Genomic DNA, 26,480 nt, shown 5'->3' with positions numbered 1-26,480 from the left:
ACGCGCTCTATCAATGCATCGGCAGTAGCGATTAGACGATACCCGAGTGCAGGCCTAGGCTTAAGGCTGACCTGCCTGCCGGTACCTGCCGATGACCATCAAACCCCCGGCCTGCGGGGCGTCCACGCCCCTGGCCGCGCCCGCTGCCAGCAACCGCTACGACTACCGCCAGCTTGACGACAACAGCCAGGGTGGCGCCGACCTCGCCGAAGAGGTGGCCCTGGCGATCGCCTACAACGGCATCAGCCAGGCGGTGATGCTGGTGAGCCCTACCGATCTGCACGACTTCATCGTCGGTTTCAGCATCGGCAGCGGCATCATCGCCTCCCCCGACGACATCTATGACGTGAGCTTCACGGCCAGCGGCTCGGCCATCCATGCCGAGGTGCAGATAGCCAGCCGCGCCTTCTGGAACCTCAAGAACCAGCGCCGCCAACTGGCCGGCACCAGCGGCTGCGGCCTGTGTGGCGTCGAGGCGGTGGAGCAGGCGCTGCCCGATCTGCAGGTGCTGCCCGGCGCGCCCCTGCCGCCGCCGCACTGGCTGGACGGCCTGCGCCAGCGCATCAGCGCCTTCCAGCCACTGGGCCAGCACTGCGGCGCGGTGCACGCGGCACTGTTCATGAACGATCAGGGCGAACTGCTGCTGGGCCGCGAAGACATCGGCCGGCACAACGCCCTGGACAAGCTGATCGGCGCCCTGGTGCGTCAGCACATCGCCCTCGACGGCGGCCTGGCGGTAGTCACCAGCCGCTGCAGCCTGGAGCTGATCCAGAAGGTACTGCGCGCCGGCATCCAGACCCTGGTGAGCCTGTCTGCGCCCACCGGCCTGGCGCTGCAATGGGCGCGCCGCCACCAGCTCAACCTTATCCACCTGCCGCACCACAGTGCGCCAAGGGTCTACAGCCCGGCGCAGGAGAGTCGCCCGTGAGCCTGCATCATCAAGCCGACCAGAAGCCGGTCCCCCGCTACAAGCCCTACCACGGCGCCGCCGGCGGCTGGGGCGCGCTGCGCAGTGTGGCGCAAGCCTGGATCGGCAGCGACAACGCGCTGAAGAACATCCGCGCCCTGCTCAAGACCAACCAGAACGGCGGCTTCGACTGCCCGGGCTGCGCCTGGGGCGACTCGCCGGAAAGCGGCATGGTCAAGTTCTGCGAGAACGGCGCCAAGGCGGTCAACTGGGAGGCCACCAAGCGCCGGGTCGATGCGGCCTTCTTCGCCCGCCACAGCGTCACCTCGCTGCTGGGCCAGAGCGACTACTGGCTGGAGTACCAGGGCCGGCTCACCGAGCCGATGGTGTACAACCCCTCCAACGACCGTTACCAGCCGATCAGCTGGGACAACGCCTTCGCCCTGATCGCGCGCCACCTCAACGGCCTGACCAGCCCCGACCAGGCGGAGTTCTATACCTCGGGCCGGGCCAGCAACGAGGCGGCCTACCTGTACCAGTTGTTCGTGCGCGCCTACGGCACCAACAACTTCCCGGACTGCTCGAACATGTGCCACGAGGCCAGCGGCGTGGCCCTGGGCCAGAGCGTCGGGGTCGGCAAGGGTACGGTGACCTTCGACGATTTCGAGCACGCCGACGCGATCTTCGTGTGGGGCCAGAACCCTGGCACCAACCACCCGCGCATGCTTGAACCGCTGCGCGAGGCGGTCAAGCGCGGTGCCCAGGTGGTGTGCGTGAACCCGCTCAAGGAGCGCGGCCTGGAGCGCTTCCAGCACCCGCAGCACCCGCTGGAGATGCTCACCAACGGTGATCGTCCGACCAACACCGCCTATTTTCGCCCCGCCCTGGGCGGCGACATGGCGCTGCTGCGCGGCATGGCCAAGTTCCTCCTGCAGTGGGAGCGCGAGGCGCAGGCAACAGGTGCGCCAGCGGTGTTCGACCATGCCTTCATCGCCGAACACACTGCGGCCGTGGAGGCCTACCTTGAAGTGGTCGAGGCCAGCAGCTGGGAGCAGATCGTGCAACAGTCGGGCCTGGGCCTGGCCGATATCGAGCAGGCCGCACGCATGTATGCGCGGGCTGAAAAAGTCATCATGTGCTGGGCCATGGGCATCACCCAGCACCGTCACTCGGTGCCGACCATCCAGGAAATCGCCAACCTGATGCTGCTGCGCGGCAACCTTGGGGTGCCAGGGGCCGGGCTATGCCCCGTGCGCGGCCACAGCAACGTGCAGGGCGACCGTACCATGGGCATCAACGAACGCCCGCCGGTGGCGCTGCTGGATGCACTGGAGCGCCGCTTCGGCTTTGCCGTGCCGCGCCACAACGGCCACAACACGGTGGAGGCGATTCGCGCCATGCTCGATGGCAAGGCGCGGGTGTTCATCGGGCTGGGCGGCAACTTCGCCCAGGCCACCCCCGACACCGAGCGCACTGCGCAGGCGCTGCGCAACTGCGAGCTGACGGTGCAGATCAGCACCAAGCTCAACCGCAGCCACCTGATCCACGGGCAGCAGGCACTGATTCTGCCGTGCCTGGGACGTACCGATATCGACCTGCAGGGCGAAGGCCCGCAGGCAGTGACGGTGGAGGACTCGTTCAGCATGGTGCATGCCTCCAACGGCCAGCTCAAACCGCTGTCGCGCCAGATGCGCTCGGAGCCGGCGGTGATCGCCGGAATCGCTGCCGCCACCCTGGGCAGCAAACCGGTGGACTGGCATTGGCTGGTGGCCGACTATGGGCGCATTCGCGAACTGATCGCCGACACCATTCCAGGGTTCGAGGGGTTCAACCAGCGCCTGCAGCACCCCGGTGGCTTCTACCTGGGCAACAGCGCCGGCCAGCGCCAGTGGAAGACACCCAGCGGGCGGGCCAACTTCAAGGCCAATGCGTTGCCCGACGACCTGCTGCACGAGAGCGTGCGCGCCAGCGGCCAGGTGCCGGACCTGATCATGCAGTCGATGCGTTCCCACGATCAGTACAACACCACCATCTACGGGTTGGATGACCGTTACCGTGGGGTCAAGGGGCAGCGCGACGTGCTGTTCGCCAACGAGGCGGATATCATCCGGCTGGGTTTCAACCCCGGTGACAAGGCCGATATCGTGTCGTTGTGGGGCGATGGCCGCGAGCGCCGGGTCAAGGGCTTCACCTTGCTGGCATTCGACATTCCGGCGGGGCAGGCGGCAGCCTACTACCCCGAGGTGAACCCGCTGGTGCCACTGGAAAGCGTGGGCGATGGCAGCCATACGCCGACGTCGAAGTTCGTGGCGATCAGGATCGAGGCGGCCAGCGCCACGGCCAGGATCATCTAGGCCCCTTCGCCGGCAACGCCGGCTCCCACAGGGTCTTGCGGCGCATGCAGAACGCTGTGGGAGCTGGCTTGCCAGCAGTTCGTTCAGCGCATAACTGCAGGCAAGAAAAAGGCCCTGGCATCACTGCCAGGGCCTTCGTCCCAAGTAAGCTCAGACCCGCAAAAACGCATTAAGTTTCACTGTAAAAACAGTAACTTATAAAATTGTATACACGTCGTGCCAATCGTCGGATTTGCGTTGCCAGTGCGTGTTGCAGAGCCTCAGGATCGCCTCGTCATCCCTTTGAGGCTCCCTTATGAAGTACTCCTCGATTCTGCTGTTGTCTCTCGGCCTGCTCAGTGGCGTTGCCTCGGCAGGTGGCTCCACCGAAGCCGGTATCGGCGGCGCATTGGGCGGGGTATTGGGTTCGGTGGTTGGCCAGTCGATCGGTGGCAGCACCGGTTCGGCCATCGGCGCCGGCCTGGGCGGTGCAGCCGGTAGCGCGGTAGGTGCCGACAAGCGCAGCCGCGGCGAGGCGGCCATCGGTGGCGCACTGGGTGCGGCCGGCGGCAACGTGGTGGGCCGCAGCGTGGGCGGCAACACCGGCAGCCTGATCGGCGCCGCAGCCGGCGGCGGTGCGGGCGGTGCACTGGGCAACTACATGGGCAACAAGAGCGACGACGAAGACCGCCGCTACAACAACCGCGGCCGCGGCTACGACGACCGCCGCCACTACCGCGATCGCGGCCACCACTACGGCCATCGCAAGCACGACAAACGCTGGCGTCACCGCTGAATTCCATCGACGCTGCCGGCCCCGCGCCGGCAGCGCCGCAGTTGTACCCGCAAACGTAGCAATCAAGCCATGTGCCATCACGCCATTGGCTTAAGCCATTCACCTAAGCCTTTCCCCGCCCCGCCCCCTGCGCGAAAACCTTCGAGCCTGTTGTTCGGCCAGCTTTCCAGCCTTTTATATTGACTGTCCGATCAACATCGGCAGGGGCCTGTTTGCGTCGGCTGTTTTGTGACTGACGGGTCGGCTTAAGGGGCGTCCCGATTTTGACGTCAAATAGCAATCGCTATGATCCGCCCCACCTTAAGCGACGCAGTGGGCGCACGGAATGCGGATGTACCTGGGAATATGGATCGGCACGGCCCTCGGCGCCTTCGGCCTGCTGCTCGACCTGCTGCCCCTGGGCCTGGCCGGGCTGTCGCTGGTACTGCTTGCCAGCACCTTGCTGCGCCCGCGCCCCGTGGCACAGGTGGCTGCGGTCAGCGACGCGCCCATCGTGCTCGAACAGCCGCCACTGCACACCCTGCTGCCGGTGGTGACGCCCAGCTGGATCGACAGCCTCCAACAGAGCCGAACCCTGCTGGGCGACAACATCAGCCAGTTGCTCGAACGCTTCGGCGCCATCAACCAGCGACTGGAACACAGCCTCAACGACGCGGACAACGTGCTGGCCAATGGCGGCGTGGGCGAGAACCTGCGCGAGGCCAACCAGCGTCTGCGCCGGGTCACCGAAAGCTTCGCCGCCAGCAGCCAGCGCCAGCATGAATTTCTGACCACCATCAATCATCTGGGCAGCTACGCCGGCCAGCTCCAGCAGATGGCCAAGCGCGTGCAGGAAGTTGCCAGCCAGACCAACCTGCTGGCGCTCAATGCCGCCATCGAGGCTGCCCGCGCCGGCGAGTTCGGCCGCGGCTTCTCGGTGGTCGCCGACGAGGTGCGCAAGCTCTCCAGCCTGTCGGCCGAGACCGGCCAGTCGATGGACGCCAAGGTGGGCGAGATCAACCAGTCGATCCAGTCCAGCATCGATGCCGCCACCGCGCTGGGCAGCGAAGAGCAGGCCAACCTGCGCGAGCTGGAGCAGGTGCTCGACGAGGTGATCAGCGACCTGGGCGGCAACCTCGACGCCCTCGACGGCGCCTCGCGGGCGCTGCAACAGGATGCCCGCGCCACCCAGGCAGATATCCACGCGATCATGGTCAGCCTGCAGTTCCAGGATCGCGCCGACCAGATGCTCGACCACCTGCAGGCCGACCTGCTGCAACTGCTCGATGCCCTGGCGCACGACGACCCGCGCCTGCACGACCCGCAAGGCTGGCTGCAGCAATTGCGCCAGCGCTTCACCACCAGCGAGGAACGGGCTGGCCACAGCCAGTCGGCATCCAGCAGCGACGTGACCTTTTTCTAACTCCGGAAGCCCTGAACATGGCCAAGACCATCCTGATCGTGGACGACTCCGCCTCGATGCGCCAACTCGTGAAAATCAGCCTGGCCAGCGCCGGCCACCAGGTGATCGAAGCCTGTGACGGGCGCGACGCGCTTAACAAGCTCACCGGGCAGAAGATCAACCTGGTGATCAGCGACGTGAACATGCCCAACCTGGACGGCATCGGCCTGGTCAAGGCGCTCAAGGCGCGCAACGAATACCGCTTCACCCCGATCATGATGCTCACCACCGAAAGCGAGCAGGCCAAGAAGGCCGAGGGCCAGGCCGCCGGAGCGCGGGCCTGGATCGTCAAGCCGTTCCAGCCCCAGCAGTTGCTGGCGGCTGTCGAAAAGCTGATTGGCTGACGCGCATGTTCACACTCGCCGCAGCCACCGCCGACACCCCCGCACGGCTACGCCTGGACGGCGACCTGACCATCTATGAGGTGCGCGCCGCACGCGAGCAGCTGCTGGCCCTGTTGCCCGCTCAGCCAGTGCCCTGGCAACTGGACCTGGGCGGCCTGGGCGAGCTCGACAGTGCCGGCGTGCAACTGCTGCTGAGCCTGCACAAGACCCTCTGCGCAAATGGCCACGACGCCGAGGTGATCGCCCTGCCGGGCAACGCCCGGGCGTTGCTGGAGCTGCTGCGCCTGCCCGCATTGTGCCCGGCCGGTAGCCCCGTGCCGTGCGAGGAGTGAGCATGTTCGACGCCGAGCAATGGAGCCAGCTGCTGCAGGGCTTTCTCGAAGAGGCCCGCGACCTGCTCAAGGAAGCCGAAGACAGCCTGCTGCGCCTGGAAACCCGCCCCGATGACGACGCGGCGATCAACGCGCTGTTTCGCGCCGTGCACACGCTCAAGGGCTCGGCGGGGATCTTCTCCCTCGACCCACTGGTGGCGCTGGCGCACCAGCTGGAAAACCTGCTGATGGGGGTACGCGACGGTGCGCGGGTGCTGGACGCTCCGCTCACCTCGTTGATGCTGCAGTGCATGGACGAACTGGGGGTGATGCTCGACAGCATCGACCCGCAGCAGGTCAGCATGCCAGCGCACACGCCACGCCAGGCCGCCCTGCTGGCGGCATTGCAGGCACATCAGGGCGAGCTGCCCGCGTCTGTGGACAACCCGCTGGCAGCCCCGCACGGTGCGCCCCGCTTGCGTACCTGGCACCTGTCGATCCGCTTTGCCAGCGAGCTGCTGAGCAACGGCTTCGACCCGGCGGCGTTCATCCGCTACCTGGCGCGGCTGGGCGACATCCTCAGCCTGCAGACCCTCACCTGGGCCGTGCCGGAGCTCGACAGCCTCGACCCGGAGGCCTGCTACCTGGGCTTCGAAGTGAGCCTGCACAGCGACGCCAGCCGCGAGCAGCTCGAAGACGTGTTCGCCCTGGTGCAGGACTTCTGCACCCTGCGCCTGCAGGCCCAGGAGCCGACCGATACCGCCTTGCCGGCCGAACCCCGTGCACCGGCGCAAACGTTGGCGCCTGCAACCGCCACACCCTTGCCATCGATGCCCGCTGGCGAGCCGCGCACTGCCTCCAGCAGCCAGGTCAAGGTGGCTGCGCAAAAGCTCGACGAGCTGATCAACCTGGTCGGCGAGCTGGTCATCGCCACCGCCGGCGCCCAGATGCAGGCCCTGCGCAGTGCCCACGCCGCCTGCATCGAAAGCGTGCAGGCGGTGCAGCAGCATGTGGAGCAGATCCGCGAGCGGGCGCTGAAACTGCGCATGGTCGAAGTGGGCGAGACCTTCAACCGCTTCCACCGCGTGGTGCGCGATGTGAGTCAGGCGCTGGACAAGCAGATCGCGCTGACCATCAGCGGCGGCGACACCGAGCTGGACAAGACCCTGATCGACCGCATCGCCGACCCGCTGGTGCACCTGGTGCGCAACGCCATCGACCACGGCATCGAGGCCCCTGCCGAGCGCCGCGCCGCCGGCAAGCCCGAGCAGGGTCAGCTGCGCCTGAACGCCTACCACGACTCGGGCATGATCGTGCTCGAGATCCAGGATGACGGGCGCGGCCTGAACACCGCGAAGATCCGCGAGAAGGCCATCGCCCGCGGCATGCTCGACAGCGATTCGCCGATGAGCGAACAGGACATCCACCTGCTGATCTTCGAAGCGGGTTTTTCCACCGCCGAGCAGGTGTCCAACCTGTCCGGACGCGGGGTGGGCATGGACGTGGTGCGCAGCGCCATCGACCAGTTGCGCGGGGTCATCGAGATCGACTCCAGGGCCGGCCATGGCTGCACCTTCCGCATCCGCCTGCCGCTGACCCTGGCGATCATCGACGGGTTTCTGGTGAGCGTGGGCGAGGAGCACTTCGTGATCCCGCTGGACATGGTCACCGAATGCATGGAGGCGCCCGCCAACCAGGCCGAGCAGGGCCACCTGAACCTGCGCGGGCGGCCGCTGCCGTGCATCGACCTGCAACCGCATTTCGGCCTGCCGCGCAGCGCCTGCGTGCGCCGCAACATCGTGGTGGTCAGCCAGGGCCGGCAGCATGCCGGGCTGATCGTCGACCAGTTGCACGGCGAGCTGCAGACCGTGATCAAGCCCTTGGGGCAACTGTTCCAACACCTCAGTGGCATCAGCGGCTCGACCATCCTCGGCTCTGGCCAGGTGGCGCTGATACTCGATATCCCCAGCCTGTTCCGCCAGTCGCAGCAACGCGCCGAAGGCGAGACGCCGCACCTGTTGCCAAGCCCTTCCGGAGAATAGACATGCAGTTGATCAGCAATATGAAGATAGGCGTGCGCCTGACCCTGGGCTTTCTGCTGGTGGTGGCGCTGACCGCGCTCATCGGCGTCATCGGCCTGCGCAACCTGGAGCAGGTCAACGGCCTGTCGGACCGCATGTACGAGCTGGACGTGGCCGGCCTGAGCACCTTGCAGCAAGCCAACATCCAGCTGCTGATGGCCAACCGCGCCGTGCGCCAGAGCCTGCTCTCCACCACCGCCCAGGAGCGCGACCAGTCGGCCGCCACCGCCCGTGCGGCGATGGAAAAGACCCGCGAACTGCTGATCAAGGCGCGCGAGCACTTCATCACCAAGGAAGGCCGCGCCCAGGTGGAAAGAATCGACGCGCCGCTGCAGGCCTACATCAGCGTGGCCAACCAGTTGCTGGGGGTGCACCAGCAGTCGGGCGACCTGCAGATTGCTTCCGAAGCGCTGGCGCTGATGCCGCAGAACGTCGCGGCGGCCAACGTGGTCGACCAGTTGCTGGGTGAGGCCAGCGCTGCCAAGCAGGCGCGCGCCGGCGAGGCGAACGCCGAGATCAGCGTCATCTACGAACGCTCGCGGGTGCAGATGATCGCCCTGGTCGCCGCCGCAACCCTGATCGGCATGCTGATCGGCGTGCTGGTCACCCGCAGCATCACCCGGCCGCTGGCAGGCGCAGTGCAGGCCGCCGACCGCATGGCCGCCGGCGATCTGAGCCAGGACCTGGTAGTGACCCACAAGGACGAGACCGGGCAGTTGCTGGGCTCGATGCAGAACATGACCCTGCGCCTGCGCAGCATCCTGGGCGATGTGCGCAGCGCCGCCGATGCGCTGTCGTCGGCCTCCGAACAGGTCAGTTCGACCTCGCAATCGCTGAGCCAGGCGGCCAACGAGCAAGCCGCCAGCGTCGAGCAGACCAGCGCTTCGGTCGAGCAGATGTCGGCCTCGATCGCGCAGAACACCGAAAGCGCCAAGGTCACCGACGGCATCGCCGGCAAGGCGGCCAACGACGCGGTGCAGGGCGGCGGCGCAGTGGGCGACACGGTGCTGGCGATGAAGCAGATCGCCGAGAAGATCGGCATCATCGACGACATTGCCTACCAGACCAACCTGCTGGCGCTTAACGCCGCCATCGAGGCCGCCCGTGCCGGCGATCACGGCAAGGGCTTTGCCGTGGTGGCCGCCGAGGTGCGCAAGCTGGCCGAACGCAGCCAGGTGGCGGCGCAGGAAATCGGCCAGGTGGCCTCCAGCAGCGTGCAACTGGCCGAACAGGCCGGCAGCCTGCTCAGCGAGATCGTGCCCAACATCCAGAAGACCTCGGACCTGGTGCAGGAAATCACCGCCGCCTCGCAGGAGCAGAGCAGCGCCGCCGGGCAGATCAACATCGCCATGGGCCAGATGAACCAGATCACCCAGCAGAACGCCTCGGCTTCCGAAGAGCTGGCCGCCACCGCCGAAGAAATGAACGCCCAGGCCGGCCAGTTGCAGGAGCTGATCGGCTTCTTCCGCTTCGAGGCCGGCAGCACTGCGCGTGCCCTGCCCCGGGTGGGCGAACCGCAAGTCGGCGCCTACAAGCCCACCCACAAGGCGCTGATCGATGAAGGCCAGTTCGTCAGCTTCACTTGACCGAGGCGTCCCCATGCACACCCTAGAGTCTGCGGCGCCCGCGCCGCACCTGCCCACCAGTGTCCAGCACCTGACCTTTCGCGTGCGCGAGGCCGGCTATGCACTGCCCATCGAACTGGTGCGCGAGATCATCGAGTACGCCGAGATCACCCGCGTGCCGATGATGCCCGCCTACATTCACGGCGTGCTCAACCTGCGCGGCAACGTGGTGCCGGTACTGGACCTGGCAGCACGCTTCGGCATGGAACTGACCGAGGCCGGCAAGCGCACCTGCATCGTGATCATCGCCCTGCCCCTCGAGGACGGTGTGCAGCGCATCGGCCTGGTTGTGGATGCGGTGGACGCGGTACTCGACATCGACCCGCACGGGGTGGTGCCGGCGCCACCGTTCGGCACCGGCATCCGTGCCGACTTCATTGCCGGCATGGCCCAGCAGGAGCAGGGCTTTTTGATCATCCTGAACATGCCCCAGGTGCTGTCGCTGGAAGATATCCGCTACCTCAGCCAGGCCGCGAAGGGCTCCTGAATGCCCTCGACCTTCAAACTGCCGGTGCTGGGCGAACAGGAGTTCAGCCGCCTGCAGACGCTGATGAGCAGCGCCTCGGGCATCCACCTGGCCAGCAACAAGCGCTCGCTGGTGGCCGGGCGCCTGATGAAACGCCTGCGTCACTACCACCTGGACAACTACCGCGACTACCTGCACCTGATCGAGCGCCCGACCCACAGCCGCGAGCGGCGCCTGGTGATCGACCTGCTGACCACCAACGAGACCTACTTCTTTCGCGAGTTCCCGCACTTCGAATTCCTTGGCCAGTGGCTGGGCCGGCGCAAGGGGCCGCTGCGGCTGTGGAGCGCGGCCTGCTCGTCGGGCGAGGAGCCCTACAGCCTGGCCATGACCGTGGCCGAGCACGCTACCGGCAGCGACTGGTCGATCCTGGCCAGCGACCTCAGCCAGAGCATGCTGACGCTGGCCGAGCAAGGCATCTACGACATCGCCCAGGCGCGCTACTTTCCCGATGGCTGGATGCAGCGCCACTGCCTGTGCGGGGTCGGCGACATGCACGGGCGCCTGCGCGTGCAGGCGCACCTGCGAGCGCGGGTGAGCCTGCGCGAGATCAACCTGGTGCAGCCGCTGCCCGAGGGCCTGGGGCCGTTCGACGTGATATTCCTGCGCAACATCCTGATCTACTTCGACACCCCGCAGAAACAGCTGATCGTGCAGCGCCTGGTCAACCAGCTGCGCCCCGGCGGGCTGCTGTTCATCGGGCACGCCGAAAGCATCCACGGCTTCGAGCTGCCGCTCAGGCTGGTGCACCCCTCGGTGTTCGAGCGCGTATGACCGAGCGTGCGACGGCGCCGGTGCGGGTGTTCATCGTCGACGACTCGGCGCTGGTGCGCCAGGTGCTCAACCAGTGCCTGAACGACCACCCGCGCATCCGCGTGATCGGCATGGCCGCCGACCCGCTGTATGCCATCGAGAAGATGCGCCGTGACTGGCCCGATGTGCTGGTGCTGGACATCGAGATGCCGCGCATGGACGGCCTGACCTTTCTGCGCCAGATCATGGCCGAGCGCCCCACGCCGACGATCATCTGCTCGACCCTCACCGAAGCCGGCACCGACCTCAATCTCCAGGCCCTGGCCGCCGGGGCGGTCGGCGTGTTCACCAAGGCCCGGCTGGGCCTGCGCCAGAGCCTGGAGAACCTCGCCAGCGGGCTGATCCGCAGCATCGAGGAAGCAGCCCGCACCCGCCCGGTATTGTTACCTCTGTCGCAGGCGAAAGAAAAAACCAGTGCACTGCCTGCAACCCCAAGCAAAACCACCGAGCGAATCGTTACACTTGGCTGCTCGACCGGCGGCACCCAGGCGCTGGAGTTCATCCTGCGTCAGCTGCCGCGCGATTGCCCGGGCATCGTGATCGTGCAGCACATGCCAGCCAGGTTCACTGCCGACTTCGCCAGGCGCCTGAACAGCCTCTGTCAGATCGAGGTGCGCGAGGCCAGGCATCTGGACCGTGTCCACAGCGGCCTGGCACTGCTGGCCCCGGGGGGCCTGCACATGCAGCTCAAACGCAGTGGTGCGCACTACCTGGTGGAGGTGCTCGACGGTCCCGCCGTCAATCGGCACAAACCCTCGGTCGATGTCCTGTTTCGCTCCGCCGCCCGGCATGCCGGGGGCAATGCCCTTGGCATCATCATGACCGGGATGGGCGATGACGGTGCCCGAGGCCTGCTGAGCATGCGTGAGCAAGGCGCCGCCACCGTGGCACAGGACGAGGCCAGTTGCATCGTGTTCGGCATGCCCAAGGAAGCCATACGGCTGGGTGCGGCCCAGGCGGTGGAACCGCTGACACGGTTGCCGGCGCTGATCGCCCAGTTCAGCGACAACCCACGTGCCAGCTGAGCCATACACCGCCCCTTACCTTGCGACACAGGCCTACCTATGCTTTGCCGAATACTCCTTGCAGACGAGTCGCCCCTGTTCAGAGCGGGGCTGCGCGCGCTGCTCGAACAAAAACAAGATTACGCAGTGGTGGGTGAAACCGGTGACGGCGTGAGCGCCGTCGAGCTCGCCGAACAGCTCAAGCCGGACATCATCATGCTGGACATGGCGCTGGATGCGCTGGAGAGCGAAGAGATCCTGCGCGAGCTGTGCCTGCGCGTGCCGGCAAGCATGGTGCTGATGCTGTCGGCGCGCTCGGAGCTGGAGTTCGTGATGAAGTGCCTGCAGCAGGGTGCCCACGGCTTTCTGCTCAAGACCGCCACCGTGCTGGAACTGGAGCTGGCGTTGCAGGCGTTGAAGAACGGCGGCCAGTACCTGTCGTCGGCGGTGTTGCCGCTGGTGATCGGGCAGGCGGTCAAGCACAGCCGCAAGCGCCATGCCGGCAGCAGCACCATGCAACTGACCACCCGCCAGCTGGAGATCCTGCGCCTGATTGCACGAGGCGAGTCGACCCGCTCGATTGCCGATGGCCTGGGCCTGAGCGTGAAGACGGTGGAGGCGCACCGCTCGCAGATCATGCACCGCCTGCAGATACACGACATACCGGGCCTGGTGCTGTTTGCGGTGCGCGAAGGCATCATCCGCATCAACGACTGACCGCGCCGGGTTTCAGCCTTGCAGGGCTACCAGGGCGCCTTGCAGGGCCGTCGGCAAGCTGGCGGGCTGGCCGGTGGCACGCTCGACGAACACCTGCACCATGCGCCCGGCGGCGCAGGGCTGAGCTTCACCGACCTTGAACAGGGCCAGTTGGTACTCCACCGAACTGCCGGCCACCCGCACCGCGCGCAGGCCGACTTCCAGGCATTCGGGGAAGGCGGCCGAGGCGAAGAAGTCGCACCCCGAACTGACCACGAACCCCACCACCTCGCCGTCCTGCGGGTCGAGCCCGGCATGCTCGATCAGGTAGGCCTGCACGGCGCTGTCGAAGAAGGCGTAGACCGTGGCGCTGGCGATGTGGCCGTTGACGTCGTTGTCCTGCCAGCGGGTCGGCAGGGGGTGGACGTGGGGGTAGTGGTGGCGTTCGGGTGTGGCAGACATGAATGACCTGTATGCAGTGAAGGGGGCGGGAAGCATCCCACAACGAATTCAGAAGCACGGTGACAGTAAACCGTAGCAGGGCTGAATAGCATGGGCGCCTATTCGAAACATCCATGCGGTTGCGCCGCTACTGCGCAAGGCATAGACTCTAACTACGCCAATGGCGTACAAAGATTGGCATGCTCTTCATCGAAACAAGCGTATTTACCAGCGACGTTTCAAGCCATCTCGATGATCACGAGTACCTGTCGCTTCAGGTGTATCTTGCCGAGCACCCTGAAGCAGGTGACCCGATCGAAGATACCGGCGGGCTGCGAAAAATTCGATGGGCAGCAAAAGGCAAAGGAAAAAGCGGCGGGGTTCGAGTGATCTATTACTACGCAGTGTCAGCCAGCCAGATCCGTTTGCTGCTTATCTACCGCAAAGGCATCCACGACACATTGACTAAAAAACAGAAAGCCGTACTTCGAAGCCTCAACCAAGGGTGGAAATGATGGACAGGAATCTTTTCGGTCGTCTCGTTGACAGCATGACCGAGATGGCTGAAATCGATCGGGGGGAGCGCAAACCTTCACGCGAGTTCAAGGTAGACGCCATGCAGGTCAGGGCCATACGCGAAGCAACCGGGCTTACCCAGGAAAGATTTGCGCAGTGTATCGATGTACCGCTGGGTACGTTGCGCAATTGGGAGCAAGGACGCCGTGCTCCAGAAGGGCCAGCACGGGCACTGCTGCGTGCGATTCACAATGACCCGGAACATGTTCTGGCCGCATTGGCCTGAATCACAGCCCAAACGAAAAAGCCGCCCATTCGGGCGGCTTTTTCTCAGCTGGCGAGCAGCAACTTACAGTTGCGGACCCGCTGCCTTGATGGCGTCGGAAACGTCGAACTTCTTGAAGTTCTCGATGAACAGCGAAGCCAGGCCCTTGGCCGCTTCGTCGTAGGCAGCGCTGTCAGCCCAGGTGTTGCGCGGGTTGAGCAGTACGGTTTCAACACCCGGTACCAGTTTCGGCACGTCCAGGTTGATGATGTCCAGGTGCTCGGTTTCAGCACCGACCAGTGCGCCGCTCTGGATGGCCGCGATCACCGCACGGGTGGTCGGGATGTTGAAGCGCTTGCCCACACCGTAGCCACCACCGGTCCAGCCGGTGTTGACCAGGTACACCTTGGAACCGAAACCACGGATACGCTTGATCAGCAGTTCAGCGTATTCGCCAGCCGGACGCGGGAAGAACGGCGCGCCGAAGCAGGTGGAGAAGGTCGACTTGATGCCGCTGCCCGAACCCATTTCGGTGGAGCCCACCAGCGCGGTGTAACCGGACAGGAAGTGGTAGGCCGCCTGCTCTTCGCTGAGGATCGATACCGGTGGCAGTACGCCGGTCAGGTCGCAGGTCAGGAAGATCACTGCGTTGGGCTCGCCACCCAGGTTCTTCTCGGAACGCTTGGCAACGTGCTCGAGCGGGTAGGCCGCACGGCTGTTCTGGGTCAGGCTGACATCGGAGTAGTCAGCGTGCTTGGCGTCGTCGATGACGACGTTTTCCAGCACGGCACCATGCTTGATGGCTTTCCAGATGACCGGCTCGTTCTTCTCCGACAGGTCGATGCACTTGGCATAGCAACCGCCTTCGATGTTGAACACCACGCCCTCGCCCCAGCCGTGCTCGTCGTCACCGATCAGGTAACGGCTTTCGTCAGCCGACAGGGTGGTCTTGCCGGTGCCCGACAGGCCGAAGAACAGGGTCACGTCGCCTGCTTCGCCGATGTTGGCGGCGCAGTGCATCGGCAGCACGTCGGCAGCCGGCAGCAGGAAGTTCTGCACCGAGAACATGGCTTTCTTCATCTCGCCGGCGTAACGCATGCCAGCGATCAGTACCTTCTTCTGGGCGAAGTTGAGGATCACGCAACCGTCGGAGTTGGTGCCGTCACGCTCGGGCACGCATTCGAAGTTGGCGACATTGAGCACTTGCCACTCATCACGACCGGCCGGGTTGTACTGCGCCGGGTTGATGAACAGGCAACGGCCGAACAGGTTCTGCCAGGCAGTCTGGGTGGTCATGCGTACCGGCAGGTAGTGCTCGGCAGCCGCACCTACGTGCACGTGGGAAACGAAATGATCCTGGGCGTTGTTGAACGCCTCGACGCGGTCCCACAGGGCATCGAACTTGTCGGCCGGGAACTTGCGGTTGATCGGGCCCCAGGCGATGGCAGACGAGGTGGACGGCTCGTCGACGATGAAACGGTCGACCGGCGAACGACCGGTGCGGTGACCAGTTTTCACGACCAGCGCGCCCGTATCGGCCAGCTCGCCTTCACCGCGGTTCAGCGCTTCTTTTACCAGTTCATCGACGCTCAGGTCGGTGTACACGGTGTTGTTGGCTTGCGTCATGAGATTCCCCATCCGGCCTGCGGCCGAGTGCTCCGAACGTTTTGTAGTAGAGCTTTTAAAACTACTACAGCGAAAAAAGTGGCGGGATTATGCCAGAAACGCCCAAAAAAAGTAGGGCCCTCCTGTCAGAACGGCGTGTTTCCGGCGTTCGACAGGAGATTTACCTGAGCTTAAACGTTTTAGTGACGAGTATCTGACGGTGCGTCAACACCCCCGCCGGCGAACAATTGTGCGATTTCGGTTTCATCGAACAGGTAGCGCTGGTTGCAGAACTGGCAGTCGATTTCGATTGCCCCGCCATGCTCGGCCGCCAGGGCCAGGGCATCGTCCTGGCCGAGGCTGACCAGCGCGTTGCCCGAGCGCTCACGCGAGCAGCTGCAGCGGAACTGCAGCGGCTGGATATCGAACAGGCGCACGGCATCTTCGTGGTACAGACGGTGCAGCACGGTCTCGTTGTCCAGGCCCAGTTGCTCTTCGGCCTTCAGCGTATTGGCCAGGGCCGTGACGTGCTTCCAGCTGTCTTCGCGGTCGTCCTCGTCCTTCTGGCGGTCGGCCGGCAACTGCTGCAGCAGCAGGCCGCGGGCGCGCTGGCCATCGGCGTTGAGCCAGAAGCGCGTGCCCACCTGCTGGGACATCACGAAGTAGTTGGTGAAGCACTCCGAGAGGTTCTCGCCATCCAGGTCGACAATGCCCTGGTAGCGCTGGCCCTGCGCCGGGTCGATGGTCAGCGCCAGCTGGCCATCGGGCATCAGGTCGCCCAGGGTGGCATCGGGGGCGATCTGCTCGGCGTGGTAGCGCGCCAGGCCACGGATGTCGCGCTCGCTGGAGCACTCGATCATCAGCAGCGGGATCGGCCCTTCGGAGCGTGCCTGCAGGATCAGCAGGCCGTCGAACTTGAGCGCGCCCACCAGCAGCGCCGCCGCGGCCATCAGCTCACCGAGCAGTTGCGCCACCGGCTGCGGGTAGGGGTGCTTGGCCAGGACTTCGGCGTAGCTGCGCTCGAGCGAAACCAGTTCGCCGCGTACGTCGCGCTCGTCGAAGATGAAGCGTTGGGTGAAGTCGGTATCTGGCAAATCGGACATGGTTTCTGGCTTTCTGAAAGATGACAAAATAATTTCAAGGGCCTATAAAGCCCCGTTTAGAGCACCAGAATGGTGCGAACGATAGCGCTGTAAAAGAGGTAGTTTATGGACAATCCACCCCTGTTCCAAGCCAGGTGGGCTTGGGGCCCCCTGTGTCTGGCTACGTTGATTCCCGTTGCACTACTGTGTTTCTGGTTATGGCCCGTTGGCCAGGCCCTTTGCATGGCGCTCGACGAATGGCTGTTCCACGCCCTCAATCGCCCACTGGCCGACAACACCCTGTGGCGCAGCATCTGGACCCTGGGCAGCCTGCGCCCGTTCGACATCGTGGTCGGGCTCATCATGCTGATGCTGCTGATTCGCGGCGACTGGGTATTCAAGGCCGTCGAGGTGCGCCGGGCTTTTTTCGGCTTCCTGGTGACCCTGCTGGTGCTGGTGGTGATCCGCGCCCTTTTCTCCAAGCTGGTACGCCTGATGGGCTGGCAGCACCATAGCCCGTCGATGGTGTTCAGTGACGCCATCATGCTCAGCGACTACTACCCGGCGCTCGAAGCGCGCTGGGAGCTCAAGGACCGTTCCAGCCAGAGCTTCCCCGGCGACCACGCCTCGGTGCTGCTGCTGTGGGCACTGTTCATGAGCCTGTTCAGCCGCCGCCTGATGCAGCATGTGCTGATCTGGGCACTGGCGGTGCTGTTCATGCTGCCACGCCTGGTGGCGGGTGCCCACTGGGGCCAGGACGACTATATCGGCGGCCTGGGCATGGCCATCCTGGCGCTGGGCTGGAGTTACTATACGCCGTTTGCTGCCCGGACCAGCGCCGGCCTGATGCGTGTCACCGCGCCCTTGTTCGGTTGGCTGGCACGGCTGCCGCTGCTCGGCCGCCTGAGCGTGATCGGCGCGCGGGGCTAACCGGCGCTGTCGTGCAACTGATGTAGCTGGCGGCGCTGCTTCTTGGTGGGCCGCCCGTCGGTGCTTACCCCAAGGGCGCCGGCCTTGCGCAGCGCCGCGGCCTGCTCGCGGCGTGCCAGGCTCTGTGCGGTCTCCTCGTACAGCGCCTGTGCCTCGGGTGCGCCGCGGCGCACCACCGACAGCGCCGTGACCACCACGGTACGCTCGTCGAAACCGGTACGCAGCACGAACTCGTCACCCACCCGCGGCTCCTTGCCCGGCTTGCAACGCTCGCCCCGACAATGCACCTTGCCGCTCTCGATCGCCGCCTTGGCCAGGGCGCGGGTCTTGTAGAAGCGCGCCGCCCACAACCATTTGTCCAGGCGAACCTTGTCGTCCTCTTCCGGCTTTTGTGCCATGGCATTTCCCCGATTCATTTGTTTCATGGAACTGTACTACCGTAACTGGCGGATGCAAAAAATACGCGGCGTGCTTACAGTTCACCGACTTTTACCCAGGTTGTGCATCTTGAAGACATTTGACCATTTGAGCGTGATCGGCCTGCGCGAGTGGGTGGCCTTGCCCGACCTCGGCGTGGCAGGCCTGCGCGCCAAGATCGACACCGGCGCCAGCACCTCCAGCCTGCACGCCACCGAAGTGGAAACCTTCGAACGCGATGGTGAAACCTGGGTCCGCTTCAACGCGCACCTGGGTTCGGTGGTACAACTGCGTCACCGGCGCTGCGAAGCGCCGCTGGTGACGATGAAGACCATCAAGAGCTCCAATGGCCATGCCCAGACCCGCTACGTGATCCGCACGCCCCTGGCGCTCGGCGACCGGGTGTGGGAAGTGGAGTTCACCCTGGCCTGCCGCAAGGCCATGCGCTATCGCCTGCTGCTCGGCTCCAAGGCCCTGGTACACGGCCAGCTGGTGGTCAACCCGGGCCTCAAATACGTACAGGACAAGCCGGCCTCTCCGGCCACCATTACCCCCTCCACAGGTGTTGCATGAAGATCGCTGTGCTGTCGCGGAACCCGCGTCTGTATTCCACTCGTCGTCTGGTCGAAGCCGGTACGCAACGAGGCCATGAAATGGTTGTGATCGATACCCTGCGCGCCTACATGAACATCGCCAGCCACAAGCCGCAGATCCACTATCGCGGCAAGCCGCTGGAAGGGTTCGACGCCGTCATCCCGCGCATCGGCGCGTCGGTGACGTTCTATGGCTGCGCGGTGCTGCGCCAGTTCGAGATGATGGGCGTGTTCCCGCTCAACGAATCGGTGGCCATCGCCCGCTCGCGGGACAAGCTGCGCTCGCTGCAGCTGCTGTCGCGCCGTGGCATCGGCCTGCCGGTCACCGGCTTTGCCCATTCGCCCGACGACATCCCCGACCTGATCCAGATGGTCAACGGCGCCCCCCTGGTGATCAAGGTGCTCGAGGGCACCCAGGGCATCGGCGTGGTGCTGTGCGAAACCACCAAGGCGGCCGAGTCGGTGATCGAGGCCTTCATGGGCCTGAAGCAGAACATCATGGTGCAGGAGTACATCAAGGAGGCCGGTGGCGCCGACATTCGCTGCTTTGTGGTGGGCGACAAGGTGATCGCCTCGATGAAGCGCCAGGCCAAGCCCGGCGAGTTCCGCTCCAACCTGCACCGGGGCGGCACCGCCAGCCTGATCAAGGTCACCCCGGAAGAGCGCATGACCGCCATCCGCGCTGCCAAGGTCATGGGCCTGAGCGTGGCCGGCGTGGATATCCTGCGCTCCAATCACGGCCCGCTGGTGATGGAGGTCAACTCCTCGCCGGGCCTGGAAGGCATCGAGGTCACCACCGGCAAGGACGTGGCCGGGATGATCATCGAACACCTGGAGAAGAACGGCGGGCCGAACCTGACCCGCACCAAGGGCAAGGGCTGAGCCCTTGCGTCCCTAGACCGCGTCGCGTGGCAGCAGCAGGCCCAGGGGCAAGCGTACCCGCGCCTCGATGCCGCCACCGGAACGGTTGCGCAGCTCCACATTGCCGCCGTGCTGGGCGGCAATGCGCTTGACGATCGCCAGGCCCAGGCCGGTGCCCTTGCCGCTGCGGGCGCGATCACCGCGAATGAACGGATTGAAGATCGCCTCCAGCTCACCCGGATCGATGCCGGCGCCGCGGTCGAGCACGCTCAGCACCACGTAGGGCGCGCTGGTGTCACCCGAGACATAGGCCGCCACTTCCACGCCCTGCCCGGCGTGATGCAGCGCATTGCCGATCAGGTTGTTGAGCAGGCGCTTGATCGATACCCGGCGCAGCGGAAACGGCGGTATCGGCTCCAGGCACAGCCGCACCTGCTCTTCGGGCTGGTTGAACGGCGCGACCACCTCGCGTACCAGGTCGCTGAGGTCCACCTCCTCGACCGGCTCGTCGCGGCCATCGCGGATGAACGCCAGGAACTGGTCGAGAATCGCGTCCATGTCCTCGATGTCGCGCACCATGTCATCGGTCAGGTCGCTTTCGTTGGCCAGCAGCGACAGCGACAGGCGCAGGCGCGTTAGCGGTGTGCGCAGGTCATGGGACACCCCGGCCAGCATCAGCTCACGCTCGCGCCCCGCCTGCTCGACATCCTCCGCCATCTGGTTGAAGGCCCGGTAGACCTCGGTCATCTCGCTGGGCGTGTCGCTGATCGGCAGGCGCACGCTGCGCCCCTGGCCCAGTTGCCGGGCGGCGAACACCAGGCGCTTGAGCGGCTGGTTGAGCTGGCGCACGAAGATCCAGGCCGAAGCCGTGGACAACAGGCCGATGGCCAGGAACCAGCCCAGCACGTTCCAGATCTTCTGGCCACGCAACGGGTGCGGGTACAGCGGCACCTTCAGCCAGCCATCGCCCAGGCTCGGGGCCTGTACCCACAGCGCCGGCGGCGCATGGATGCGCAGGCGCACCTCGGTGTCCTCGCCCAGTTCGGCCTGCATCTGGCGCTGGTAGATCTCGCTGTAGGGCCAGTGCTGCTCACCCTCGGGCACACCGGTACCGACCACCCGCTTCAAGCCGGCGGCTTCGGCAATCTTCTCGCGGTTTTCCTCATCGGCCGCCCAGTAGGCGCGCAGCGTCAGTGCGACGCCGTGGCTGTACTGGCGGTCCACCAGCACGTCCTCGTTCATCAGCAGGTACACCAGCGTCAGTGCCTTGGAGAACAGCACCACGGCCAGCACCAGCCACAGCGTGCGGGCGAAGAAGCTTTGGGGGAACCACAATGGCGTTTTCATGGGCGACGGCTACACGGTTGGCAGGAGCGAGCGCGGCTCGCAGGCGTTGCGGATTTCGGCACAGGCAAAAACAGGGCAACCCGAGGGGCGCCCTGCCTATGCTGACCTGCTCCTGTACAAGGCTTCACTTGCCGGCATTGCCATCCGGCACGAAGACATAGCCCACACCCCAGACGGTCTGGATATAGCGTGGCTTGGAAGGGTCGGGTTCGATCATGCGGCGCAAACGCGAGATCTGCACATCGATGGAGCGCTCCAGGGCGTCCCACTCGCGACCGCGCGCCAGGTTCATCAGCTTGTCGCGGGTCAGCGGCTCGCGGGCATGCATCACCAGCGCCTTGAGCACCGCGAATTCGCCGGTGGTGAGCATGTGCACTTCGTCGCCGCGCTTGAGTTCGCGGGTGGCCAGCGACAGCGCGTAGTCGCCGAAGGTGACGGTTTCGTCCTCGCTGCCTGGTGCGCCCGGTACCACCGGGGCCTGACGACGCAGCACGGCCTTGACCCGCGCCATCAGCTCGTCGGGGTTGAACGGCTTGGCCAGGTAGTCGTCGGCGCCCAGTTCCAGGCCCTTGATGCGGCTGAGTTCGTCACCCTTGGCGGTGAGCATGATGATCGGCACCTGGTTGTTTGCCCCGCGCAGGCGCTTGCAGGCGGTCAGGCCGTCTTCGCCGGGGAGCATCAGGTCGAGCACGATCAGGTTGAACACTTCACGCGCCAGCAGGCGGTCCATCTGTTCGGTGTTGGGTACGGCACGGGCACGGTAGCCCTTGCTGGTGAAGAAACGCTCCAGCAGGCTGCTCAGGCCCGGGTCGTCATCGACGATGAGGATTTTCTCGCCTTCGGCGGGTTGTGCAGTGCTGCTCATGGGTAGCTCCTTTAATCTCGGCGGGCATTATGGCTTAGGCGCCATTTGAGCGTGCCGTGTGCATTGTTAGCAGATTTTTCCCAAGTCGCCAGCGGCATGCCCCGACAGGCTGGCGCGCCGCGATCCCCGCAAGCCCGGATCGCTGGGTATAATGCGCCGCTTCGATCCAGCGTCGCCCTGCTCGAGCGCGCCCCGTGGCGCCGGCCTGCGGCCTTTGCATTCACGAATTGTCAGGTGGTTTTATGGACAGCATCAACAGCCGCATCGCCGAGGAACTCGGTGTCCGCCCGCAACAGGTCGAAGCGGCCGTGGCTCTACTTGATGAAGGCTCCACGGTGCCCTTTATCGCCCGTTACCGTAAAGAAGTGACCGGCAGCCTGGACGACACCCAACTGCGCAACCTGGAAGAGCGCCTGCGCTACCTGCGCGAACTCGACGACCGCCGCGCCAGCATCCTGGCCAGCATCGAGGAGCAGGGCAAGCTGACCCCGGAGCTGGCCCGCGAGATCAAGCTGGCCGACACCAAGACCCGCCTCGAAGACCTTTACCTGCCGTACAAGCAGAAGCGCCGCACCAAGGGCCAGATCGCCCTGGAAGCCGGCCTGGGCGAGCTGGCCGACGGCCTGTTCAACGACCCGCAGCTGAACCCGGAAACCGAAGCGGCGCGCTTCGTCGACGCCGAAAAAGGCGTGGCCGACGTCAAGGCGGCCCTCGAAGGCGCCAAGTACATCCTCATGGAGCGCTTCGCCGAAGACGCCAGCCTGCTGGCCAAGCTGCGCAACTTCCTCAAGCAGGAATCGGTGCTCAGCGCTCGCCTGGTGGCCGGAAAGGAAGAGGAAGGGGCAAAGTTTCGCGACTACTTCGAACACGACGAGCCGCTCAAGAGCGCGCCCTCGCACCGCGCCCTGGCGATCTTCCGCGGGCGCAACGAAGGCGTGCTGTCGGCCAGCCTCAAGGTCGGCGAAGAGCTGCCCGGCACCCTGCACCCCTGCGAAATGATGATCGGCGAGCACTTCGGCGTGAAAAACCAGAACCGCCCAGCCGACAAGTGGCTGGGCGAAGTGGTGCGCTGGACCTGGAAGGTCAAGCTCTACACGCACCTGGAAACCGACCTGTTCGGCGAGCTGCGCGACAACGCCGAGAGCGAGGCGATCAACGTGTTCGCCCACAACCTGCATGACCTGCTGCTGGCCGCCCCGGCCGGCCCGCGCACCACCCTGGGCCTGGACCCGGGCCTGCGCACCGGCTGCAAGGTGGCGGTGGTGGATGCCACCGGCAAACTGCTCGACACCGCCACGGTGTACCCGCACGTACCCAAGAACCAGTGGGACCAGACCATCGCCGTGCTCGCCGCCCTGTGCGCCAGGCACAAGGTCGAGCTGATCGCCATCGGCAACGGCACCGCCAGCCGTGAAACCGACAAGCTGGCCGCCGAGCTGATCAAGAAATACCCAGCCTTGAAGATGACCAAGATCATGGTCTCCGAAGCCGGCGCCTCGGTGTACTCGGCCTCCGAGCTGGCGGCCAAGGAATTCCCCGACCTGGACGTGTCGATCCGCGGCGCGGTGTCGATTGCCCGTCGCCTGCAGGACCCGCTGGCCGAACTGGTCAAGATCGACCCCAAATCCATCGGTGTGGGCCAGTACCAGCACGACGTGTCGCAACTCAAGCTGGCCCGTGGCCTGGATGCGGTGGTCGAGGACTGCGTGAACGCCGTGGGCGTGGACGTCAACACCGCCTCGGTGGCGCTGCTGGCACGCATCTCGGGCCTCAACAGCACCCTGGCGCAGAACATCGTGGCACACCGCGATGCCAACGGTGCCTTCAAGACCCGCGCCGCGCTGAAAAAGGTCAGCCGCCTGGGCGAGAAGACCTTCGAGCAGGCCGCAGGCTTCTTGCGCGTGATGAACGGCGACAACCCGCTGGACGCCTCGGCGGTGCACCCTGAAGCCTACCCGCTGGTACAGCGCATCGCCGCAGACACCGACCGCGACATCCGCTCGCTGATCGGCGACAGCGGCTTTCTCAAGCGCCTGGACCCGAAAAAATTCACCGACGAAACCTTCGGCCTGCCGACCGTCACCGACATCCTGCAAGAGCTGGACAAGCCCGGCCGCGACCCGCGACCCGAGTTCAAGACCGCCGAGTTCCAGGAAGGCGTCGAAGACCTCAAGGACCTGCAACTGGGCATGATCCTCGAAGGCGTGGTCACCAACGTGACCAACTTCGGCGCCTTCGTCGACATCGGCGTGCACCAGGACGGCCTGGTACACATCTCGGCGCTGTCGGAGAAGTTCATCAAGGACCCGCGTGAAGCGGTCAAGGCCGGCGACGTGGTCAAGGTCAAGGTCATGGAAGTGGACATTCCGCGCAAACGCGTGGGCCTGTCGATGCGCATGGGCGACACCCCGGGCGAGAAAATCGACGGCGCCCGCGGCAGCCGCCCGGGCTCGGCACCGCGCCAGCAGCAGCCGGCACGCGCCAAGGAGACCCCGGCCCCGGCCAACAACGCCATGGCCTCGCTGTTCGCCAACGCCAAGCAGTTGAAGAAGAAGTGACCGACCTGCCCGAAGAGCAGGTGCGCAGCGCATTCAGCCAACTGCTCGGCTGTCGCCTGCAACGCCTCGACCAGGGCGTTGCCGAGGTGGCCCTGGCCCTTGAGCCGCACCTGCGCAACCGCGGCGGCAAGCTGCATGGCGGGGCGATCTTCAGCCTGGTCGACATCGCCATGGGCCTGGCCTGCTCCAGCGCCCATGGCTTCGACAAGCAGAGCGTCACCGTGGAATGCAAGATCAACTACCTGCGTCCGGTCAGCGAGGGCGAGGTGCTGTGCGTGGCCCGTGTGCTGCAGGCCGGGCGGCGCATCCTGGTGGTCGATGCCGACGTGCTGCAAGGCGAAAAACTGATGGCCAGGGCCCAGGGCACCTTCACCGTGCTCTAGCCGCAAACGCCCAATGTGCGGTACTTTCGGCAGTGCGCGGGCACTGCCGGAACCCTGCGAAAACCAGGCGACCACGCCAGTTCCTCTGTCCACCCTTGTAGACCGTCGTTTCCACCCCCATATTGGGGCGACTGACGCGTGAAGGAATCCATCTTGAGCGAACTTCTCAACCGCCGCCTGAGCCTGCTCGGCCAGGGCGACAACCTCTCCCTGCTCAAGCAGTGCCTGCACGGCATCGAGCGTGAATGCCTGCGCGTGACCGAGGACGGTCGTCTGGCCCAGACCCCGCACCCCGAAGCCCTGGGCGCGGCCCTGACCCACGAGCAGATCACCACCGACTATTCCGAGTCGCTGCTGGAGTTCATCACCCCTGCCCTGGCCGACCCTGCCCAGACCCTCGAAAGCCTCGAGAACATCCATCGCTTCGCCTACAGCAAGCTCGGTAACGAGTACCTGTGGAGCCCGTCGATGCCCTGCCCGCTGCCGGCCGAGGAAGACATCCCGATCGCCTGGTACGGCACCTCGAACATCGGTCAGCTCAAGTACGTGTACCGCAAGGGCCTGGCCCTGCGCTACGGGCGCACCATGCAATGCATTGCCGGCATCCACTACAATTTTTCGCTGCCAGAACAGATCTGGCCGCTGCTGCGCCAGGCCGAAGGCCAGGCGGGCGACGACCGCGACTACCAGTCGTCGGCGTACATCGCACTGATCCGCAACTTCCGTCGCTACAGCTGGCTGCTGATGTACCTGTTCGGCGCCTCCCCGGCGCTGGACGCAGGCTTCCTGCGCGGCCGCGCGCACCAGCTCGAACAATTCGATGCCGACACCCTGTACCTGCCCTACGCCACCAGCCTGCGCATGAGCGACCTGGGTTACCAGAGCAACGCCCAGGCCGGCCTGACGCCGTGCTACAACAACCTGGCCAGCTACACCGACAGCCTGCGCAAGGCCGTCGCCACGCCCTATGCGCCGTATGTCGAGATCGGCACGCACAAGGATGGCGAGTGGGTACAGCTGAACACCAACATCCTGCAGATCGAAAACGAGTACTACTCCAACATCCGCCCCAAGCGCGTGACCTACAGCGGCGAGCGGCCGATCCAGGCGCTGATGGCCCGCGGCATCCAGTACATCGAAGTGCGCTGCCTGGACATCAATCCGTTCCTGCCCACCGGCATCGACCTCACCGAAGCGCGCTTCCTCGACGCCTTCCTGCTGTTCTGCGCACTGGAGCAGAGCCCGCTGCTGGACAACGGCGAGTGCGGCCAGTGCACCAGCAACTTCCTCAGCGTGGTCAAGCAGGGCCGCAAGCCTGGCCTGGAACTGCAACGTGACGGCCAGCCGGTCGCGCTCAAGCAGTGGGCCGACGAGCTGCTGCAACGTATCGCCCCGCTGGCCGAACTGCTCGACCGCAGCCACGCCAGCGACGAGCACGCCAAGGCCCTGGCCGCGCAGGCGGCCAAGGTCAGCGACCCGTCGCTGACGCCGTCGGCCCAGGTGCTGGCGAGCATGACCGAGCACAAGGAGAGCTTCAGCCGCTTCTCCCTGCGCCAGAGCCAGGCGCATGCCGACTACTTGCGCGGCACGCCGCTGAGCAGCGAGGCGCAGCAGCGTTTCGAGGCCCTGGCGCGTGAATCGCTGGAGGCCCAGGCCACCCTGGAGCGCGAAGAGGACGTGGTCGATTTCGACCTGTTCGTGGGCGCCTACCAGGCCAGCATCCTGGCGATCAGCAACTGA

26 protein-coding genes are annotated in these 26,480 nt (G+C 65.4%); 20 read left to right on the top strand and 6 right to left on the bottom strand.

Annotated features, from left to right (window positions below; translation table 11 throughout):
• The first annotated feature begins 91 nt into the window (after positions 1-91).
• The 12 genes from fdhD (at position 92) to N0B28_RS01110 (ending at position 12,898) form a co-directional block, all read left to right on the top strand.
• Positions 92-928 (top strand): formate dehydrogenase accessory sulfurtransferase FdhD, encoded by an 837-nt coding sequence (fdhD, locus tag N0B28_RS01165; RefSeq protein ID WP_054915920.1) that lies wholly within the window; start codon positions 92-94, stop codon positions 926-928.
• Positions 925-3,261, top strand: coding sequence for an FdhF/YdeP family oxidoreductase (locus N0B28_RS01160; protein WP_054915919.1), 2,337 nt, complete (start codon positions 925-927; stop codon positions 3,259-3,261). The genes fdhD and N0B28_RS01160 overlap by 4 nt, the downstream gene beginning before the upstream one ends.
• 295 nt (positions 3,262-3,556) lie before the next feature.
• Positions 3,557-4,036 (top strand): glycine zipper domain-containing protein, encoded by a 480-nt coding sequence (locus tag N0B28_RS01155; RefSeq protein ID WP_043861639.1) that lies wholly within the window; start codon positions 3,557-3,559, stop codon positions 4,034-4,036.
• A 331-nt stretch (positions 4,037-4,367) separates the two neighbouring features.
• Positions 4,368-5,438, top strand: coding sequence for a methyl-accepting chemotaxis protein (locus N0B28_RS01150; RefSeq protein WP_231390811.1), 1,071 nt, complete (start codon positions 4,368-4,370; stop codon positions 5,436-5,438).
• 17 nt (positions 5,439-5,455) lie between these two features.
• Positions 5,456-5,821 (top strand): response regulator, encoded by a 366-nt coding sequence (locus tag N0B28_RS01145; protein ID WP_043861637.1) that lies wholly within the window; start codon positions 5,456-5,458, stop codon positions 5,819-5,821.
• Positions 5,822-5,826: 5 nt separating this feature from the next.
• Complete coding sequence (locus N0B28_RS01140; protein ID WP_058541680.1) at positions 5,827-6,153, top strand: STAS domain-containing protein; 327 nt, start codon at positions 5,827-5,829, stop codon at positions 6,151-6,153.
• A gap of 2 nt (positions 6,154-6,155) precedes the next feature.
• Entirely contained in the window at positions 6,156-8,174 is a 2,019-nt protein-coding gene (locus tag N0B28_RS01135; RefSeq protein WP_043861635.1) for a chemotaxis protein CheA, read from the top strand.
• Positions 8,175-8,176: 2 nt separating this feature from the next.
• The gene (locus N0B28_RS01130; protein ID WP_043861634.1) at positions 8,177-9,799 is read left to right on the top strand and encodes a methyl-accepting chemotaxis protein; all 1,623 of its coding nucleotides are present in this window, start codon (positions 8,177-8,179) and stop codon (positions 9,797-9,799) included.
• Positions 9,800-9,812: 13 nt separating this feature from the next.
• Positions 9,813-10,325, top strand: coding sequence for a chemotaxis protein CheW (locus N0B28_RS01125; protein ID WP_043861633.1), 513 nt, complete (start codon positions 9,813-9,815; stop codon positions 10,323-10,325).
• Complete coding sequence (locus N0B28_RS01120; protein ID WP_043861632.1) at positions 10,326-11,138, top strand: protein-glutamate O-methyltransferase CheR; 813 nt, start codon at positions 10,326-10,328, stop codon at positions 11,136-11,138. It abuts the gene before it with no gap.
• Positions 11,135-12,202 (top strand): chemotaxis response regulator protein-glutamate methylesterase, encoded by a 1,068-nt coding sequence (locus N0B28_RS01115; protein WP_213606707.1) that lies wholly within the window; start codon positions 11,135-11,137, stop codon positions 12,200-12,202. Before N0B28_RS01120 ends, N0B28_RS01115 begins: the two co-directional genes overlap by 4 nt.
• Before the next feature lie 39 nt (positions 12,203-12,241).
• On the top strand, positions 12,242-12,898 hold the full coding sequence (locus tag N0B28_RS01110; protein ID WP_043861630.1) for a response regulator transcription factor: 657 nt from the start codon (positions 12,242-12,244) through the stop codon (positions 12,896-12,898).
• 12 nt (positions 12,899-12,910) lie between these two features.
• On the opposite strand, the gene N0B28_RS01105 is transcribed toward N0B28_RS01110, so the two are convergent.
• Positions 12,911-13,339, bottom strand: a complete 429-nt coding sequence (locus N0B28_RS01105) for a thioesterase family protein (RefSeq protein ID WP_043861629.1) — start codon at positions 13,337-13,339, stop codon at positions 12,911-12,913.
• A 179-nt stretch (positions 13,340-13,518) separates the two neighbouring features.
• Here N0B28_RS01105 and N0B28_RS01100 point away from each other — a divergent pair, with 179 nt between their 5' ends.
• Complete coding sequence (locus tag N0B28_RS01100) at positions 13,519-13,833, top strand: hypothetical protein (protein WP_275729910.1); 315 nt, start codon at positions 13,519-13,521, stop codon at positions 13,831-13,833.
• The gene (locus N0B28_RS01095) at positions 13,833-14,120 is read left to right on the top strand and encodes a helix-turn-helix domain-containing protein (RefSeq protein ID WP_054915914.1); all 288 of its coding nucleotides are present in this window, start codon (positions 13,833-13,835) and stop codon (positions 14,118-14,120) included. The genes N0B28_RS01100 and N0B28_RS01095 overlap by 1 nt, the downstream gene beginning before the upstream one ends.
• A gap of 63 nt (positions 14,121-14,183) precedes the next feature.
• On the opposite strand, the gene N0B28_RS01090 is transcribed toward N0B28_RS01095, so the two are convergent.
• Entirely contained in the window at positions 14,184-15,725 is a 1,542-nt protein-coding gene (locus tag N0B28_RS01090; RefSeq protein ID WP_043861627.1) for a phosphoenolpyruvate carboxykinase, read from the bottom strand.
• A gap of 179 nt (positions 15,726-15,904) precedes the next feature.
• Positions 15,905-16,807, bottom strand: coding sequence for an Hsp33 family molecular chaperone HslO (gene hslO / locus N0B28_RS01085; protein WP_043861626.1), 903 nt, complete (start codon positions 16,805-16,807; stop codon positions 15,905-15,907).
• Between the two features lie 105 nt (positions 16,808-16,912).
• Between hslO and N0B28_RS01080 the strand changes: the two genes are divergently transcribed.
• Positions 16,913-17,716 (top strand): phosphatase PAP2 family protein, encoded by an 804-nt coding sequence (locus N0B28_RS01080; RefSeq protein WP_078481608.1) that lies wholly within the window; start codon positions 16,913-16,915, stop codon positions 17,714-17,716.
• Here N0B28_RS01080 and N0B28_RS01075 read toward each other — a convergent pair.
• A complete protein-coding gene (locus N0B28_RS01075; RefSeq protein WP_043861624.1) occupies positions 17,713-18,114 on the bottom strand; it encodes a S4 domain-containing protein in 402 nt (133 codons plus the stop codon). The two genes, N0B28_RS01080 and N0B28_RS01075, sit on opposite strands and share 4 nt — an antisense overlap.
• A 109-nt stretch (positions 18,115-18,223) precedes the next feature.
• On the opposite strand from N0B28_RS01075, the gene N0B28_RS01070 reads away from it, so the two are divergent.
• A complete protein-coding gene (locus N0B28_RS01070) occupies positions 18,224-18,706 on the top strand; it encodes an ATP-dependent zinc protease (protein WP_054915912.1) in 483 nt (160 codons plus the stop codon).
• Entirely contained in the window at positions 18,703-19,608 is a 906-nt protein-coding gene (gene rimK, locus N0B28_RS01065) for a 30S ribosomal protein S6--L-glutamate ligase (RefSeq protein ID WP_043861622.1), read from the top strand. The genes N0B28_RS01070 and rimK overlap by 4 nt, the downstream gene beginning before the upstream one ends.
• A gap of 12 nt (positions 19,609-19,620) precedes the next feature.
• Here the strand turns inward: rimK and N0B28_RS01060 are convergent, their stop codons facing one another.
• Both N0B28_RS01060 and ompR read right to left on the bottom strand, forming a co-directional pair.
• Positions 19,621-20,934, bottom strand: coding sequence for an ATP-binding protein (locus tag N0B28_RS01060; protein WP_043861621.1), 1,314 nt, complete (start codon positions 20,932-20,934; stop codon positions 19,621-19,623).
• Between the two features lie 124 nt (positions 20,935-21,058).
• The gene (gene ompR / locus N0B28_RS01055) at positions 21,059-21,799 is read right to left on the bottom strand and encodes a two-component system response regulator OmpR (RefSeq protein WP_043861620.1); all 741 of its coding nucleotides are present in this window, start codon (positions 21,797-21,799) and stop codon (positions 21,059-21,061) included.
• A 242-nt stretch (positions 21,800-22,041) separates the two neighbouring features.
• Between ompR and N0B28_RS01050 the strand changes: the two genes are divergently transcribed.
• The 3 genes from N0B28_RS01050 to gshA all read left to right on the top strand — a co-directional run bounded on the left by N0B28_RS01050 (position 22,042) and on the right by gshA (position 26,480).
• Positions 22,042-24,357, top strand: a complete 2,316-nt coding sequence (locus N0B28_RS01050) for a Tex family protein (protein ID WP_058541685.1) — start codon at positions 22,042-22,044, stop codon at positions 24,355-24,357.
• Positions 24,354-24,740, top strand: coding sequence for a PaaI family thioesterase (locus N0B28_RS01045; RefSeq protein ID WP_052504261.1), 387 nt, complete (start codon positions 24,354-24,356; stop codon positions 24,738-24,740). Before N0B28_RS01050 ends, N0B28_RS01045 begins: the two co-directional genes overlap by 4 nt.
• 153 nt (positions 24,741-24,893) lie before the next feature.
• The gene (gene gshA, locus N0B28_RS01040) at positions 24,894-26,480 is read left to right on the top strand and encodes a glutamate--cysteine ligase (protein WP_043861618.1); all 1,587 of its coding nucleotides are present in this window, start codon (positions 24,894-24,896) and stop codon (positions 26,478-26,480) included.

Origin of the sequence: Pseudomonas sp. SD17-1 (genome assembly GCF_029201585.1) — a bacterium.
Taxonomy (GTDB): Bacteria; Pseudomonadota; Gammaproteobacteria; order Pseudomonadales; family Pseudomonadaceae; genus Aquipseudomonas; species Aquipseudomonas palmensis.
Note: the sequence above shows the minus strand (reverse complement) of the source record. Positions and strands in the feature narration are given on the sequence as shown.